Genomic DNA, 15,559 nt, shown 5'->3' on the forward strand with positions numbered 1-15,559 from the left:
TGAAGTTGAAGTTGAAGTTGAAATTGCTGTGTTCTCTAAATTGACAAAGTTATCTAAATTAAAAGGGTATCGTTTGCATTTTGAAGCCAGGCAAACTTTGCTTTTTATACTATTGCCTATTATTCAATTATTGGTATGGTGCTGCCGTTATTATTCATCTATTAAATAAGGCCCAGCGATTATGAGTACACAACTTCCTAAAGTGATCTTACATGAACATATTGAAGGTTCGGTAACCCCTGAGCTGGCCGCTATTCTAGCCCAAAAGCATAATGTCACTTTGCCAAGCGATTTCCTTTATCCCGAAGGGCAATACGATAAAAGCGATTTCCCTAATGGGCGTTATCAATATGATGAATCAGATTTCGGCGCTTTTGTTACTGCTTATGATGTAGTGGCGGATTTAGTTCGTGATGCGGATGATTATTACTTGGTGATGAAAGATTATTTAACCCGTAACGCTGAGCAAGGTTTGGTGTACTGCGAAATGATCACCTCAGCTTTTCATATGTGTCACGATGAAGAAAGCAACACATTAGATGCAGCTCGTTATCATGGTTTAATGGATGGCATTTTGCGTGCGATTAATGAAATCAAAGCAGAATATGGCACCGAAACTCGTTTGCATGCGTGTGGCGTTCGTCATTTAAGCCTTGATGAATTTAAAATGAGCGCTGATTTTGTGGCAGCGCATACTCGCAATGAAGTGACAGGGTTTAATATTGCGGGTAATGAAATGGCCGGTGAATTTACCGATTTCCATTACGCCCATCAGCTGGTGACTCAAATTCCTCTGCAAAAATCGTATCATGCTGGTGAAATTCGTGGCCCTGAAAGCATCCGCGATGCATTAGCGTGTGGCGCAAAACGTATTGGACATGGTATTGCAGCGATTAAAGATCCTGCGCTAATTCAAACGTTAATCGATGAGCAAATCACGCTGGAAGTCGCGCCGACGAGCAACCGAATTTTGGTGACAGAATTTGAACAGTCTTTGGAGAAACATCCATTGCGTCGTTTGTATGAGGCAGGCGTTCGTTTGTCTATTAACACCGATGATGCAGGCTTGTTTGGGACGGATGTCGCTAAAGAATATCGCTTAGCTCAAGATGTCTTTGGTTTTAATCGAGTCGAATTATTGGATGTTACCTTGTGCGCTTTAGAAGCAGCATTTGTTGAAGATGACATTAAGCAGCGTTTAATTGCTCAAGTCTATACTCAGTTCAGCCAGCAAGATTGGCAGAACTTAAATACCCATTGCCAAACGTTAGCTGATGGCGCATTAAAGCAACGTTTGCAAGCGAGATTGACTCAACAATAAGATTTAGGCTTACATTTCGTTAGAATTAATAACAGCTCACAACGTCGACTGAATCGACGTTTTTTTTGATTCATGTGTTTACCCAAATAAAACCTTTAAATGGTTACTTTTGAAACCCGGCCAAACGAGAAAGAGGGCTTAGTACTCCACTTGCACCTCTTTCTAATACATGAGTATAAATCTGGGTGGTTTTTACATCTGAATGCCCAAGCTGTTCCTGAACCGTCCGATTTTTATTTCCTTTTCCTTGCCAAATTTTGAGTGCGCCATAATCGTAATCAATATCATCATATCTTAATCGCAGTACTTCCATTAACCGTAAACCACTGCCATATAAAAGTTGGGCCAATAATAAATATTTGGGTTGAATTTGAAATAACAATAGCTGGATTTCTGTTTGAGTTAGCACAACAGGAAGTTTAGGCGAAACCGAAGAGCGCTTAAATTTCATATCCAAACTTAGTGGTCTTTCGACAATATGCTGATATAAAAAGGTTATTGAATTTAGCGCGGTAGCCTGAGTTTTTACAGCTACATTTTTCACCGTAACCAATTGAGTGAGGTATTGCTCGACTTCTGCATCACCCATTGTATTGGGATGTCGCTTATTGTGAAAAAGTATAAATTGTTTAATCCAGTATAAGTAAGTTTGAACCGTCCTTAATGCATAATGACGAGATAACATATAATCATGGATGTATGTCAAAAATTCAGATTTCATCGCCCTTTAAACCTATGTATGCTTAACCAGTGCTGATATATTAGTCAAAGTCATCAAGCTATATGGATTTTTTCTGTCTAGTCATGGTGTTATGTGTGAAAAGTACAGCTAATATCTTGTTATTAAAATAAATGTTTGTACGATTCTAATAAATGAGAAAAGATAGACAGATTGGATAGATGGATGGTTTCTGTCTATTAAGCGTTAGCTTAATAATTTAGGTCATGGAGATAGAGTTGTATAAAGACTACCTTGAATACTTGCATCAGGACAAACCTGATGCTCTTTGGCATTACACATCATTTGATGCAATCAATAACATTGTAAAAGGAAGTGGGAAACTATCTTTTTGGGTTAGTGAAATAAATTTTCTCAATGATCATCAGGAGTATTTTCATGGGTTCAGAGTGCTCAAAGATGTTTTCACTCGGTTTAAAGTTGATAATCAAGGCAATCCTCTAATCCTACAACGTTTAGCTAGTTTAGAACCTTTTTTCCAATTCACTGAAGCAATTGGAACAAACTTATCCTTTGCACAGGACGCTGGAGTTTTTGTTCTTTCATTGACAAGTCAGAAAGATCTATTGAGTCAGTGGAGAGCTTATACCCCTAATGGGCATGGAGTCTCTATAGGTATTTCTCCAAACTTTGAACCAGAGCTTAATACTAAGAGCCTTCTTTACCCAGTTATATACGATGATGAATTTAAATATGAATATGCTATAGGTTTATTGACAGACTATATCAATAAGCCTATATCTCCGAACGGTGATAATCAGTCCGCAATCTCAGACTTTACTTCGAAAGCTAAAGTTGCATGTACACTAATGAAAGATGCAGGCTTTAAGGAAGAGTGTGAGTGGCGGTATGTTGTCTATGGGCAAGAACATGTAAATATCCACTTACGTAGTTCTGACTATTTCTTAATTCCTTATGTTCGGCTAAACGTTAATAGCAGTTGTGTAAAGGAATTGATCATTGGTCCAAACCCTCATTCGGATCTTGCTAAAAAATCACTGGAGTTGCTGCTTGCTAAATCCAATCTATCGGCAGTGCAAGTAACAAAAACACCGATACCTTATCGTGGCAATTAAGCTAACAAAACATTTAAGAGTGATTCGCAACGCTTGGTGTTTTCGCTTCGCTCAAGTATAGCCAAGCGTCGCTCACACCTTAATGCGGCGTTAGGCTTTGTCGCTAGAATCCATGGAGTATAAATTGAAACTCAATTCTGAACTATTGAACGACGAACAATACAGTGAGTACCCTCTGGATTACAAAAGTTGCTTCAACGCTAGAGGGCTATACCATTCAATGCAATTCGTGTTGAGATTAAGGCCTGACATACACAACCTACTAGATGCTACTGAGAATGGAATCCACACATCAAGCAAATATGACTTTGAAACAGTTCAAGCCTTCTCCACATATCTGCACGAAACTATCCATTGGTGGCAGCACATAGGATCTATATCAGGCTTGCTATTAAGTTTTTCGTATCCAGCGCAAGCGCATATAAATCATGAATTCTTAAAGGAATACATCGAGCATACTGGCCTAAAAAAGCCGATTATCAAATATAATGAAAATAATGCTGTAGATTATAAACCAACAGATAAGGAGTTTTTGGCAATAAACCCAATACTGAACAACTTCCATGATATTGAGTTTTTCAAAAGTTTAGTTGTACAGCCAAAATCAGCACCATCAGTTGTTAACGACAAGTTATTTGAGTCAGTAGGACATTCCTTTCATATAGCCTACTCATCATTTGTTGCTGTTTTATCAGCAAGTTTTGATCGAGAGTTACAATTCTTGCCAAAGGCTGACGTGTGGCACAAAGGGTTTAAGGTTTTACGAGACAATAATGAGCCCAATCATTGCTATGGTGAGCCAGCTCACATTTCTCCCATTGGGCTCATTGATTTATTTGAAGGCCAAGCGCGATTTACGCAGATGCAGTATTTGTTTTACTCATCTGGAGAAAGTTTGGAATGGGAAGATTTTGAAAATTTAGGAATGTTGAAAGGAGTCTATTATTCAGCCTTTGAATCATTTTTAGCCCTTACTGAATCAGAAAAACCCGAGGACATAGGGAGTCCGTTGGTAGCGTTGTTCTTGTTAGTTTTAGATATTGCGATAAACCCTGGTGAAGGATTCCCATTTGATATTAAAAGTTACGAGAATTTCATAGATTCAACTAACCCAGGGGTTAGGTTTATAAAATTGTGCTACGCGATCAAAAATAAACACCCAGAGTTTAAAGGGCTAATTATAAATTATTCATCGTCAGAATATTACCAAGTATCTACAGCCCTTTCAGCAGCAATTGATAGTCCGTCGCCACTGAATATTGCTCAGGAAATATGCCGTTGGGCGAAAAGTGAAAAGTCACTAATTGAATTACTGAAAGAAGAAGAATCGTTCGATTTCTCAGAAGAGAATCTACCAATAAGACTACTTTTTTCGAGATTTATTCGATTCCAGCAAGATAAGCTGCTACATCCTTCTTATTTCTGTTGGACGGGCGTTTATAGCGCTGGAGGGAAGGTGACAGATGAAAGTTTAAGCCTCTTTCTAGAACATCAATCTTTATTTTCTGATAAGGCTGATGGTGACATATACCCAAGAAAATTTCCGGGAAAAGATGAATCTAAGGTGCAAAAAGCATTTGATAGTTTTTATACGTGGGTAGCTACATATGATTTATGCAGACAATGGATTGTTGGTGAGGGTGAGTTTGATTATGATTACTTCTGGCTGTCTAGCAAGCACTCGATGAGTGAACTTGAGGGCTGGGCGCGACACCACTTTCAACTCGTGTATGGGGTCGATCCTAGGGATTTCGAAGTAGTTAATTAAAGCCTAACAAGCCACTACACTCGGAAATTTTACTCGCTTCGCTCCTAAAATTCCGGTGAGTGGGGCGTTAGAACATATTCGTGTTTTTAAGGTTTGAGCTATACAAAAGTGGTTGGCGTTTCTGCCAATTAGCTTAAGTTTCTCAACCCATTCGATCAGTGTTTTTCGCTTCGATATTTCAGCTTTCTCGTGGCTTTTGTGAAAGTCGCGTTTGAATTTTCCATCTGGTTTTGGGTGGTTTCGTTGTTGTTAATAGTTGAAAGTATCATAGCCAAGTTCGTCTATTTTTCGTTTTTATCTCAACTTAATCCCATAAATGTGATTAACCGTTTGAGTCAAATGGGTTTCTTTAATATTTTGTTGGGGCGGTCAAGCCGCGTTGAGTTTCGTGGTGTTCTAACAAAAAAATAAATTGGACGTTTGGAGCTTGGCTGTTTTGGTTTTAGGTTTGGTGCGCTTGGCTGGTTAAGTTGGTGCGCCAATTATTTAAGCGTTAGCCATTCGGAGATAATTTTGAAATCAATCAGTATTAAGTGCGGAAATATTACGCCAAGTAGTGCAGAAGTTGAGCATGATGACGTCATATTTGGATGGCGTGAAATTGAATCAATTTTGACGAGCTATGCGATACAACTTGACTCACATAGAACTGTTTATGTTTCGTTGGACGTTAGTAACATTTGTGAAAAACTAAATCAGTTAAAGCCTGAAAATTGCGCCGAGTTCTTTAGAATCTTCTCGTTGGATTTAAGTAAATGGGATACAGAGCATCCGTTTAGTGCAAGTATTAACTTTTCGATTGAAAAAAACTTTGATGATGAGAATTGGAGTGAGCTTAAGTTCGTTGAGAGGGTGATGGAACAAATATTTTTGGTATTGAATATCGCTGTACGTGGCGGTTGCAATTTTGGAGATATTCAAGTTGGCGAGACTTGGAGGTCGCTCCATTGTGCAGATTTAGAAAGTGGTTGGCACTACTCATCGGTAAATGGCTGGCCACGAATCAAACCAATCTCAGTTACAAAGTCTTGGTATTGGCTTGAAAAATATAGCTCAATATTTTTCAATCTCGCTAATACTTCAATTACCAAGGCAAGTGCCGTTTTACTGCATCTATCGTATAAAGGAGATATTGAGTCCACTGATGTATTACAGTTATCTCAAGTCATAGAAAATTTGTATCTAAGCAAAGGTGAGCCTAAAGCACGAGGATTAAACCGAAAACTTCCAGTCGTTCTAGGTCCGTTACCTCGTTCAAATAAAAGCCTAATACAAGACTTCTATAAACTTCGTAGTGACATTGCTCATGGAGATTTTCCATTGTTTCGCCCTAGGTACTCGGAAACAGATTTAGGATTTAAAGAGGCAGAGAAACATTATTGGGAGATATCTCAAGAAATTGATAAAGGGGTCGCTGTTTTAATTGGGACGCTTCAATTCCTCATTGAGAATAATGCAAGTTCAATGTCGTTCAAAGAGTCAGTGTCCGTGGAAACAAATGGCTAACAAAGCATTTAAGAGTGATTCGCAACGCTTGGCAGTTTTGCTTCGCTCAAGTATAGCCAAGCGTCGCTCACACCTTAATGCGGCGTTATGCGTAAATGGAGGAAACATGGAAAATCAGGGAAAGCTGTACTTCTTCTGTGGCAAGATGGGAGCAGGAAAATCGACCAAATCTAAGGTTGTAGCTGCTGAAAACAATGCAGTCTTAATTTCAGAAGACGATTGGTTGTCAGCTCATTATCCTTCTCAAATTCAAACATTTGACGACTACATCAAGTACTCAAACTTAATTAAGCCTTTCGTTAAAAGCCATGTTCAAAACTTGCTGAATGTTGGGGTTAACGTTGTCATGGATTTTCCAGCTAATACTGTAAGGCAAAGAATTTGGTTTGTATCACTGTGCGTCGAAGTAGATAGTGAGCATGAGCTGTTGTATTTGGACTTAACAGATGAGCAATGTTTATCCCAAATTGCTAAACGCCGAGTTGAACAACCAGAAAGAGCTATGTTTGACACAGAGGCTGTATTTCATCATGTGACCCAGTATTTTGAAGCTCCAGCCGCGAGTGAAAATCTCAGTCTGGTACGTGTGGGAGAATACGCATAACAAAGCGTTTAAGACGGATTCCCAACGCTTGGCATTTTCGGTTTACATCGGTTTACATCGGTTTAAGTGTTTATATCACAATGGCTTAGGTAGGGTGGTAGCGTTGCTCACCACTTAACGCGGCGTTAGTTTCAAAGGAGAGTTCATTGCTAGATTTAGATATTAAATCAATGGTGTTCGGGGGTGTTTTGTCTCTCGCGGTTGGTGGCGGCCTTTACGGTTTGTACCTTAAGACACTAGGCCCTTCGGCAATTACTCAAGGGCAAACTTATGGCCTCATTCAAGAATGCGCTTCCCTTCTTGGCAGTAGTAATTCAGTCGAAATAAAACAATTCTTGCAAAAGATTGATCAAAGAAAAAAAGAAATTAATAAATCTGACGCAACGGTTACTGCCATAGGCTTAGCTGCAGGACAAAGTTACGATGACGCTCCCGGTATGGGAAAGCCGCTTGCAATGTGTGCAAAAGAGTTGGCGTCAAAAGTTGAATCGTTAAGAAACTAACAAGCGCATATTGCCGGACTGGTTTTCCGCTGCGCTCCAAACCAGCCGCAAATGCGGGCGTTAGCCGTTTTAGGAGGTTTCATGAACAATCGGGTAGTTTTTACTGGTGGTCCAGGTTCAGGAAAAACTTCGGTGATTAAATTTTTAGAGCAATTGGGATATCCAAGTGCTACAGAAGTCGGTCGTAAAGTCATTCAAATGCAAACTGAGCGTGATGGAGCAGCTTTACCTTGGAAAGATAAAGTCGCATTCCGTGATGCAATGGTTCTTGAAGAACTCAACAATTACAAAGTGCACGACAACTCAGTTCTGACTTTCTTTGATCGAAGCATTATTGATTCTTATGGGTACAGTCAGCTTGAACAAATAGCTATTTCAGAGATCTTATTAAGAAGTTGCCACGAGCTAACCTATCACAGAAAAGTATTCATTTTCCCACCGTGGGAAACGATCTATGAAAATGACATCGAGCGTAAGCAAGATTTTAATGAGGCTGTTGCGACATACCATGAAATGGTGAAAGCCTATGAAAGGTTTGGTTATGAACGGATTGAAGTTCCAAAGGTTTCAGTCGGAGATAGGGCTGAGTTCATCTTAGATACGGTGGGCAACGGCTAACAAACGCCTCAAGAGGGACTGTCAACGCGTAGCGTTTCCAGTCCCATTGAGCCGCGGTGGTTACGGTTACGGTTGTTGTGTTTGAGTTTAGTGGTAAAGCCCCTTAGGCGGGCGTTATAAAGCAGAGGAATATCCGTGAAAATTGGAAGAAATAAGCCTTGTTGGTGCGGCTCAAATAAAAAATACAAACATTGTCATTTAGGGCGTGATAAACAAGCTCCTATTGATAAAGGCGCTGTAATGAAAGAGATAAATAGCTTCAACTCAAAAAAGTTTTGCAGTGTGCCTGAAGTGATGAAAACTGAATGTTCAAAGAAAATTATTAAAGCGCATTCTGTATCAAAAGGCTCTTCCCTTAAAGCTATAGCTGAAGATGGACATGTTTATACTACTTTCAAAACAAATCATGACTTTTCCGTGTCCAAAAGAGTTCGTCCGAAGAAAGTTGGTATTAACCAAGCCTCAGTATTTACGGGCTTTTGTTCAAACCATGACAAACACATTTTCGCTCCTATTGAAGACGATGCATTTAATAAAAGTGCATATCATTGTTTTCTCGTTGCATATCGATCGTTGTGCCGAGAACTTTTTGTAAAAGAGAGCGCTGCAAATACATTTAGCTTTGCGCAACAGTTAGACAAAGGTAAGTCTCTTAGTGAACAAGTCATGATTCAAAAAATGGCTAAATACTACGGTTCTAATAATGATCTTACAACGGGAGATCTTCAGTACTTAAAGCAGAAACTTGACCAAATGTTTACGATTGGTGCCTACGACGATTTACATCACTTAGTCGTTGAACTTGAACATCCTGCGAGGGTTATGACTAGCGCTGTATTAGGCTATACAGTCGGTTTTGACGGTGAAATGCTTCAAAAAATATCCGATGATCCCAAGGAAATACCAGATTATGTATTCATAAACTCATTTGCATCTGAGAACAAAGGGTTTGTTGTCTTGTCGTGGCTGAAAGAACATTCAACAAGCAATTTGAAGTTTATTAACCAACTTCTTCAAACCGGTTCAATCTCAAATTCAATTTCGATTTTTACATTCGCTATGGTTGAAAATATCTACATTTCACCGGAATGGTGGGAAAGTCTAAACGAGGCAGAGCAAGAAAAAATTTGCGCAATTTATGCGCAAGGTGCAACTGAGCATACAGATAATGATGTGTTAATAGGAATACCGCTTTTAGACACTAACCCTTTGGTAAACACGGTTGAAGTTGGGGAGTTTGCTTTATAACAAAGCATTTAAGAGTGATTCGCAACGCGTGGCATTTTTACTATGCGTTGCGTTTGGTGTTTAAGGTGGTATGCGGGAGCTTCGGTATTGCGTTGCTCACACCTTAACAGGGCGTTATGAGAATTCCAGCTAGGAGCGTACTCTTTTTTGATAGAGTCAGTTCAACTACATAGTGGAACCTTAAACTTTTTCCGATATTTGATGCGCTAGTTTATGAATCCTTGGTCCAGAAATGAATGAAACCAGTCCCGCAGCAGGCCATGCTAATATCCATGCCGACATCCAGTAGTTAACAAAATCATTTATTAAACCGACGTTTATAAACGTAACCCATGCCGACATAAAAAATGTCAGAACAAATGACATTAATATTGCGAAAATAAATCTGTGCTTCATTTTGGTTTCCTCGTGTCTTTAAATCATGGGATACAAGATACTTGCTTCCATATTTGCCGTATATGTGTATTATTAATAACCTCATTCTCAAATTTGTAAAGCTATGTTGGATAATCTTAAAATTTTCATTTCTGCTGCGGAGCAGCGAAGTTTATCTGGTGCAGCCGAAGATCTGGGAATGACTATTGCCACGGTGTCGCGGCGTGTGAATGAGTTAGAGCAAAAATTACAATGTGAATTGTTCCATCGATCAAATAAAGGGCTCCGTCTAACCTCTTCGGGACAAGCTTATTATGAGGAAACTGCTGATTTCATTCATGCGTTAGATTTGCGATTGTTGAATTTAGAAAGATCCCTCAACAGCTTGGAGGGGGAGCTTAGAGTCATGGCACCCACAAATATCGGCAATGGCCCGCTTAACCAATTCTGGCGTTCGTTTGTGGAAAATAATGCTGGAATTTCATTGAATATCTTACTGGGTGATCCGGGTGATGATGTAATTTCTAACCAAGTTGATATTGCTATACGGTCTGGCCCACAGCAAAACTCGTCGCTGATTCAACAAAAACTCGGTACGATTAAACCGATTTTGGTGGCTTCGTCTGCCTTTAAAGACCGTATGCCCAAAGACCTCTCAACTTTGGAATTACTTCCAAGCATTGCCGCACAGCTATTCAGTGAATGGACGTTAAGTAACGGCGACGAAGAGCGATTGATTAATAAAAAACATAACCACATAAGCAATGATATGGCTGTTACTTTAAACTTGGTTAATGCTGGTGCGGGAATCGCTCTTTTACCAATGAGTATGGTTTATCACGAGATTGAAAATGGCACTTTGATACGAATATTGCCAACATGGAGTGGAGTTCCGCGTGAAATATCGCTTCTTTGGCCGAAAAAGCGAACGCTTTCGGCCCGCTCTAAAAGATTTCGAGAAGAGTTAATTGAATTTCTTAGAAAGCAAGCCTGGTTTAGTATGGCATTTTGATGGTTATCGTAGATAATCATTATAAATAGGGATTAAATCTCATAACAAGAAAATGCAGCCGAACGCTAACGCGTCGGCTGATTTAGGCGTTAGCTTCACAGAAATCTCGAGGGAAAATTAAGATGACTGATTCGGTAAAAAAATTTGATCAAGATAGAGCAGGTGAATACGCACAGCAGAGCCGGATAGCTTTAGCAGGCTACGACGCCTGCCACGATCTTGCTGCCTGCTTACTTTCTGCTGTACTGGGCGCCGATAGAAAAGCACAAATTCTCGTTGTCGGTGCGGGTGGCACGGCTCAAGAAATTATTGCTGCGTCTAAGTTGGCGCCAAACTGGAGATTTACAGCAGTAGACCCTTCAGCCCCTATGTTGCAGCTTTCCAAAGATTCTTTAGCCAGTAAAGGTTTAACCCACCGAGTTACAACGCATTTGGGCTATGTAAAGGATCTAAAAATTGAAGAAAAATTTGATGCTGCCATCTTAATTGGTGTGATCCATCATTTAAAAGGCGAAAACGAGAAGAAAGATGTTCTTAATGAAATTGCAAGTAAACTTAAGCCCGATGCTCCACTTATCATAGCCGGTAATCGCTTTCCCTACGCTAGCAAGCCACTTTTCCTATCAGCTTGGGGAGAGCTTTGGAGAATGAATGGTGTTTCAAAGGAAGATGTTGAAGGCAAGAGAGCCAAAATACTGGAGGGTGCTGATCCTCTTAAATCTAACGAGGCTGTCATAGATTTACTTGCGCATGCAGGGTTTACTGAGGTAGATCAGTTTTTTTCTAGCCTATTTTGGTCTGCGTGGATAGCTAAATACACTCTTTCCACAAGCCAGCGAAGCTAACAAGTTCCAGCACTCGGAAAAATTGCTCGCTGCGCTCCCAATTTTCCGGTGAGCAAAGCGTTATACGATAAATTGAGAATTGAGCATGGAAGAAAAGCATTGGTTGGATTTCGTTACCGCAATCGGAAGTGTAGCTACTCCTGTAATTGTTTTAATAGTTTCATCCATTGGCTGGAAAGCTAAAAATCGTATCGAAAGAGAAATCGACCTTGAAAATAAACTCCGTGACGATCGAATTGAAATTTATAACAAAATACTAGAGCCTTTCATTATTTTGCTAATGTCGGATACCGCATGGCAATCTGTAGTGGCATAGTGAATTTGGTCACTTAGTTAGAGGTGATATCATCACTTCATAAATTAACAGGTGACATTATGACAAAACGTACAAGACGACTATTTAGCGCAGAATTTAAGTTAGAAGCAGCGCAGTTAGTCCTAGATCAGAATTACTCAGTGACTGAAGCGGCCCAAGCCATGAATGTGGGCAAATCCACAATGGATAAGTGGGTTCGCCAGCTCAGAGAAGAGCGCCAAGGAAAAGCACCCAAAGCTTCACCTATGACCCCAGAGCAAATAGAAATTCGGGAATTGAAAAAGAAGCTGGCTCGCCTTGAAGAGCATAATCAAATACTAAAAAAAGCCACGGCTCTCTTGATGTCGGACTCACTGAACAATTCTTGATAATCAAGAAACTCAAGCAGAGCTACAGCGTAAAAACATTATGCGAAGTCTTCAATGTTCACCGAAGTAGTTATAATTATTGGCTTAAACGCCCAACGGCAATTAATGCGGAAACTGTAAAACTTCGCAGCTTGGTTAGCGAGGCTCACGCCGCAAGCAATGGTTCTGCGGGAGCGAGGACCATTGCTGATATAGTCACAAATCAGGGCGTAAAGCTGAGCCGATACCGAGCAACAAAGCTTATGAAAACTCTTGGCTTAGTGAGTTGCCAAGAACCAAAGCATCGTTACAGAAAGGCTGCACAAGAACATATTGAAATTCCAAATCACTTAGGTCGTCAATTTGCTGTTACCGCTCCAAATGAAGTCTGGGTTGGCGATGTTACGTATATTTGGGCCGGTAATCGGTGGATGTATTTAGCGGTTGTTATCGATCTTTTTGCCCGCAAAGTGATTGGTTGGTCGATGTCTTTATCACCTGATACTCGGTTAACAGGCAAAGCTCTTTCGATGGCTTATGAGTCACGTGGTAAGCCTAAAGGTGTCATGTTCCATAGCGATCAAGGTAGTCATTATACCAGTCGTAAATACCGCCAATTACTGTGGCGTTTTCAAATAAAACAGAGTTTATCTCGCAGAGGGAATTGCTGGGATAATGCGCCGATGGAGCGCTTCTTTAGAAGCTTGAAAACTGAATGGGTTCCAACAGTAGGTTATCGTAGCTTTACTGAGGCTCAACAAGAGATCATCCGCTACATTATTGGATATTATAGCCAGCTCAGGCCACATCAGTATAACGGTGGCTTGACACCCAATGAGTCAGAACGATTGTATTGGGAAAACTCTAAAACCGTGGCCAATTTTAGTTGACCACTACAAAGCAACCAGAGCGCCATGAGGCAAGAATTTTAATTCCCAAGCTAACATTAATAAACTTTGTACGGTTTCTAAAAGTGCACTAAGTTCTAGTAATAAATCTAGGGCTCGCAATATTCCTTCGAGAGATTTTCCGTACAAATTAGCTTGAACAGAGTAACGAATACACTTCGTGAGTTCGTTGAGGATTTGTTCTCCTGTTGTAAAGCGAAATGCTTTGGGTAAGTGTTGATGTTGGTTCCAATACAATTTGTACAACTTTTGTAAATCATAGTAGAGACGATTATGACGAAACTCTTTATTCAAAATTCAAACCTTAAATATCACCATCAACTCGCAGCAGAGTTGCTGCAATGTGTAAAAACTTCGGGAAGCAGTCAACAAAAATCTGCTAACGCTTTAAAGTTCCCGAAACTATGCCATGAGCTGTCAACCGAAATATTAACTAATACATATCAACCTTATTCTTATCATCATTTTGCAATCACAGAACCTAAGCTTAGAGAAATATATGCCCCTGCATTTAGAGATCGCATAGCTCAAATGTGGATTGCACTACAATTGGTACCTATCATGGAAAATCAATTCATTGATGACACCTATGCTAATAGAAAAGGTAAAGGAACTCTTGCTGCTATTGCAAAAGTTCAAAAACTAATGCGCCAACCACGACATACTTGGGGGCTACAGCTCGACATTTACAGTTATTTCAATAGCATTAATAAAAGAGAGCTTCTAACGCAACTACACAATCTCATTTACAACTCAAAATTAAGCCCATTGCGCCAATATTGCCTAGCCAATCTGATAGAAAAGATCATAGAGCAGGATGCCACGAAGCTACAAAACGAGCGAACTGGAAACCAATACTTACTTAACCAAATCCCGTTACATAAGAAACTACAGTTTAACAATACGGAACAGGTTGGGTTGCCCATAGGTAGCGTTACTAGTCAACTCTTCGGTAATTTTTACCTCAACAACCTTGACCACGAAATAAAACACACACTGAAGGTTAAGGGGTACGTTCGGTATATGGATGATTTATTTATCTTATCTAATTCGCCTGAAAAATTGCAAGAATGGAAAGAACATATTGAATGGTATCTCACTTCTCGCCTGCAATTAAAATTACATCCTACAAAGGTGCATTTATCACCTATTGAGGAGGGGTTTGATTACTTGGGATTTCGTGTATTTCCCCATTATAAACATGTTCGCAAAACCACCATTTCATCATTGAAAGAGCGTTTGCGCTACTTTAATGCGATTCTAGACACTGGTGCGATTAGTGTCTTTTTAAGATCTAGACCAAGTCGAGGGAGATGGAGTAAGCATGCTATCCATTACGCACCACTTTACACTCAGCTAAAAGCTATGCAATCAACGATAAATAGCTATTATGGACTGCTTAGCCAAGCCAATCATTGTCAATTGAGAAAGCAAATATATCATAAAAATTTTGGCGAACTTAAACGTTATTTATTACCCAATAACTGTTATTACAATCACTTCACCATAAAGAAGGGTCTTCACTTTAATAAGATGGCTCCGGATACTTTATGTTGGCCTGAGACGCAGGATGCGTAGTTCGTGTTGCTCGGATTGTTGCTGTTGACGTTGCCATTGTTGAGGTTCACGTTGTAATAGTTAGAACCATCAGGAGTCGCCGACCAATAGTTGTTGTTGGTAGGCCAACCGCGCGCGTTTGCATTTATTGTTTAACTCGAAGTGTTGCCTTTCGACTCGCTTCCCTTGAATACCCATAAGGTCATAAATGCCGATAACATACCAGGGCCCACATGTTAACACCTTAACGTTAACATTCTCTGAGCACGACATTGTCGCTATGTTCCCTGTTGATTTTCCGAGAACCATCTTATTAAAACGTTATATCGCTTGCTTGACAGCAATCAACAACCAATCTGATGAAGAGCTTGAAGCTTCCGTCATCATCACTTTATTGACGATTGCTTCGGGTAAAAATAATCGAACATATCGACGATTTAACAGATCGTCATCACAAGGGTTACAAGGTGATTTCTCTTCAATATCGTCCATTTGAGCACGCTGCTCTTGCCTCCAAGACTCCCACTCAGAAAAATCGATGATTATTTCTAACTCAATAACAGCCTCTGTACCTATGTCAATTCCAGCTTGCTTTAATGATTCTATAGGAAGCCCACCATACAACACCTCTCTTCCATTCAATTTCTTAACCTTTTTCCTTAACACCTTCAATGTCGGTAATTGGTCCTGTTTAGATACCCACTGCTGCCAACCAAAGAGTGATTGCTCATAGAAACGTACAAACATCCCCTCTTTTATGCCAACAATACGTTGACTGCTTTCAACCAATGCTAATTTAGTTTCAATATTCACCTA

At 39.9% G+C, this 15,559-nt stretch carries 18 protein-coding genes; 13 read left to right on the top strand and 5 right to left on the bottom strand.

From position 1 onward, the window contains the following. The first annotated feature begins 181 nt into the window (after nucleotides 1–181). Nucleotides 182–1,321, top strand: a complete 1,140-nt coding sequence (add, locus tag HC725_RS15325; protein WP_190332748.1) for an adenosine deaminase — start codon at nucleotides 182–184, stop codon at nucleotides 1,319–1,321. A gap of 103 nt (nucleotides 1,322–1,424) precedes the next feature. Here add and HC725_RS15330 read toward each other — a convergent pair whose 3' ends face one another. Continuing rightward, entirely contained in the window at nucleotides 1,425–2,042 is a 618-nt protein-coding gene (locus tag HC725_RS15330; protein ID WP_190332749.1) for a phage integrase N-terminal SAM-like domain-containing protein, read from the bottom strand. 236 nt (nucleotides 2,043–2,278) lie between these two features. On the opposite strand from HC725_RS15330, the gene HC725_RS15335 reads away from it, so the two are divergent. From HC725_RS15335 to HC725_RS15365, 7 genes are all read left to right on the top strand, one after another. Then, nucleotides 2,279–3,136: a DUF2971 domain-containing protein gene (locus HC725_RS15335; protein ID WP_190332750.1), complete on the top strand. Its 858-nt coding sequence runs from the start codon at nucleotides 2,279–2,281 to the stop codon at nucleotides 3,134–3,136. Between the two features lie 124 nt (nucleotides 3,137–3,260). After that, nucleotides 3,261–4,904 carry a hypothetical protein gene (locus HC725_RS15340; protein WP_190332751.1) on the top strand — a complete coding sequence of 548 codons (1,644 nt, stop codon included), beginning with the start codon at nucleotides 3,261–3,263 and terminating at the stop codon, nucleotides 4,902–4,904. 513 nt (nucleotides 4,905–5,417) lie between these two features. Continuing rightward, nucleotides 5,418–6,410 (top strand): hypothetical protein, encoded by a 993-nt coding sequence (locus tag HC725_RS15345; protein WP_190332752.1) that lies wholly within the window; start codon nucleotides 5,418–5,420, stop codon nucleotides 6,408–6,410. After that, nucleotides 6,403–7,014, top strand: a complete 612-nt coding sequence (locus HC725_RS15350; protein WP_238928540.1) for an AAA family ATPase — start codon at nucleotides 6,403–6,405, stop codon at nucleotides 7,012–7,014. Before HC725_RS15345 ends, HC725_RS15350 begins: the two co-directional genes overlap by 8 nt. Nucleotides 7,015–7,160: 146 nt before the next feature. Beyond that, nucleotides 7,161–7,517 (top strand): hypothetical protein, encoded by a 357-nt coding sequence (locus tag HC725_RS15355; protein ID WP_190332753.1) that lies wholly within the window; start codon nucleotides 7,161–7,163, stop codon nucleotides 7,515–7,517. Nucleotides 7,518–7,598: 81 nt separating this feature from the next. Beyond that, nucleotides 7,599–8,135 carry an AAA family ATPase gene (locus HC725_RS15360; RefSeq protein WP_190332754.1) on the top strand — a complete coding sequence of 179 codons (537 nt, stop codon included), beginning with the start codon at nucleotides 7,599–7,601 and terminating at the stop codon, nucleotides 8,133–8,135. Nucleotides 8,136–8,270: 135 nt separating this feature from the next. Further along, nucleotides 8,271–9,383, top strand: a complete 1,113-nt coding sequence (locus HC725_RS15365; protein WP_190332755.1) for an SEC-C metal-binding domain-containing protein — start codon at nucleotides 8,271–8,273, stop codon at nucleotides 9,381–9,383. A 180-nt stretch (nucleotides 9,384–9,563) separates the two neighbouring features. Here HC725_RS15365 and HC725_RS15375 read toward each other — a convergent pair whose 3' ends face one another. Then, the gene (locus HC725_RS15375; RefSeq protein ID WP_190332756.1) at nucleotides 9,564–9,779 is read right to left on the bottom strand and encodes a DUF2798 domain-containing protein; all 216 of its coding nucleotides are present in this window, start codon (nucleotides 9,777–9,779) and stop codon (nucleotides 9,564–9,566) included. A gap of 103 nt (nucleotides 9,780–9,882) precedes the next feature. On the opposite strand from HC725_RS15375, the gene HC725_RS15380 reads away from it, so the two are divergent. From HC725_RS15380 to HC725_RS15395, 4 genes are all read left to right on the top strand, one after another. Next, on the top strand, nucleotides 9,883–10,770 hold the full coding sequence (locus HC725_RS15380) for a LysR family transcriptional regulator (RefSeq protein ID WP_190332757.1): 888 nt from the start codon (nucleotides 9,883–9,885) through the stop codon (nucleotides 10,768–10,770). Between the two features lie 122 nt (nucleotides 10,771–10,892). Beyond that, nucleotides 10,893–11,615 (top strand): class I SAM-dependent methyltransferase, encoded by a 723-nt coding sequence (locus tag HC725_RS15385; protein WP_190332758.1) that lies wholly within the window; start codon nucleotides 10,893–10,895, stop codon nucleotides 11,613–11,615. A gap of 85 nt (nucleotides 11,616–11,700) precedes the next feature. After that, nucleotides 11,701–11,931, top strand: a complete 231-nt coding sequence (locus tag HC725_RS15390; protein WP_203219082.1) for a hypothetical protein — start codon at nucleotides 11,701–11,703, stop codon at nucleotides 11,929–11,931. A 59-nt stretch (nucleotides 11,932–11,990) separates the two neighbouring features. Then, a protein-coding gene (locus tag HC725_RS15395) for an IS3 family transposase (RefSeq protein ID WP_190332759.1) occupies nucleotides 11,991–13,168 on the top strand; the annotation gives its coding sequence in 2 pieces (ribosomal slippage) (nucleotides 11,991–12,249 and nucleotides 12,249–13,168; 1,179 coding nt in all). Between the two features lie 3 nt (nucleotides 13,169–13,171). Here HC725_RS15395 and HC725_RS15400 read toward each other — a convergent pair. Continuing rightward, nucleotides 13,172–13,480, bottom strand: coding sequence for a hypothetical protein (locus tag HC725_RS15400; RefSeq protein ID WP_203219083.1), 309 nt, complete (start codon nucleotides 13,478–13,480; stop codon nucleotides 13,172–13,174). Between HC725_RS15400 and HC725_RS15405 the strand changes: the two genes are divergently transcribed. Further along, nucleotides 13,460–14,764: an RNA-directed DNA polymerase gene (locus HC725_RS15405; protein WP_000163637.1), complete on the top strand. Its 1,305-nt coding sequence runs from the start codon at nucleotides 13,460–13,462 to the stop codon at nucleotides 14,762–14,764. The two genes, HC725_RS15400 and HC725_RS15405, sit on opposite strands and share 21 nt — an antisense overlap. Here HC725_RS15405 and HC725_RS16870 read toward each other — a convergent pair. Together HC725_RS16870 and HC725_RS15415 are read right to left on the bottom strand one after the other, a co-directional pair. Then, on the bottom strand, nucleotides 14,707–14,892 hold the full coding sequence (locus tag HC725_RS16870) for an adhesion domain-containing protein (protein ID WP_107686077.1): 186 nt from the start codon (nucleotides 14,890–14,892) through the stop codon (nucleotides 14,707–14,709). The two genes, HC725_RS15405 and HC725_RS16870, sit on opposite strands and share 58 nt — an antisense overlap. 172 nt (nucleotides 14,893–15,064) lie before the next feature. Continuing rightward, entirely contained in the window at nucleotides 15,065–15,490 is a 426-nt protein-coding gene (locus tag HC725_RS15415) for a hypothetical protein (RefSeq protein WP_238928542.1), read from the bottom strand. Between the last annotated feature and the right edge of the window lie 69 nt (nucleotides 15,491–15,559).

This window comes from Vibrio sp. S17_S38, from assembly GCF_014694375.1.
Classification (GTDB): Bacteria; Pseudomonadota; Gammaproteobacteria; order Enterobacterales; family Vibrionaceae; genus Vibrio.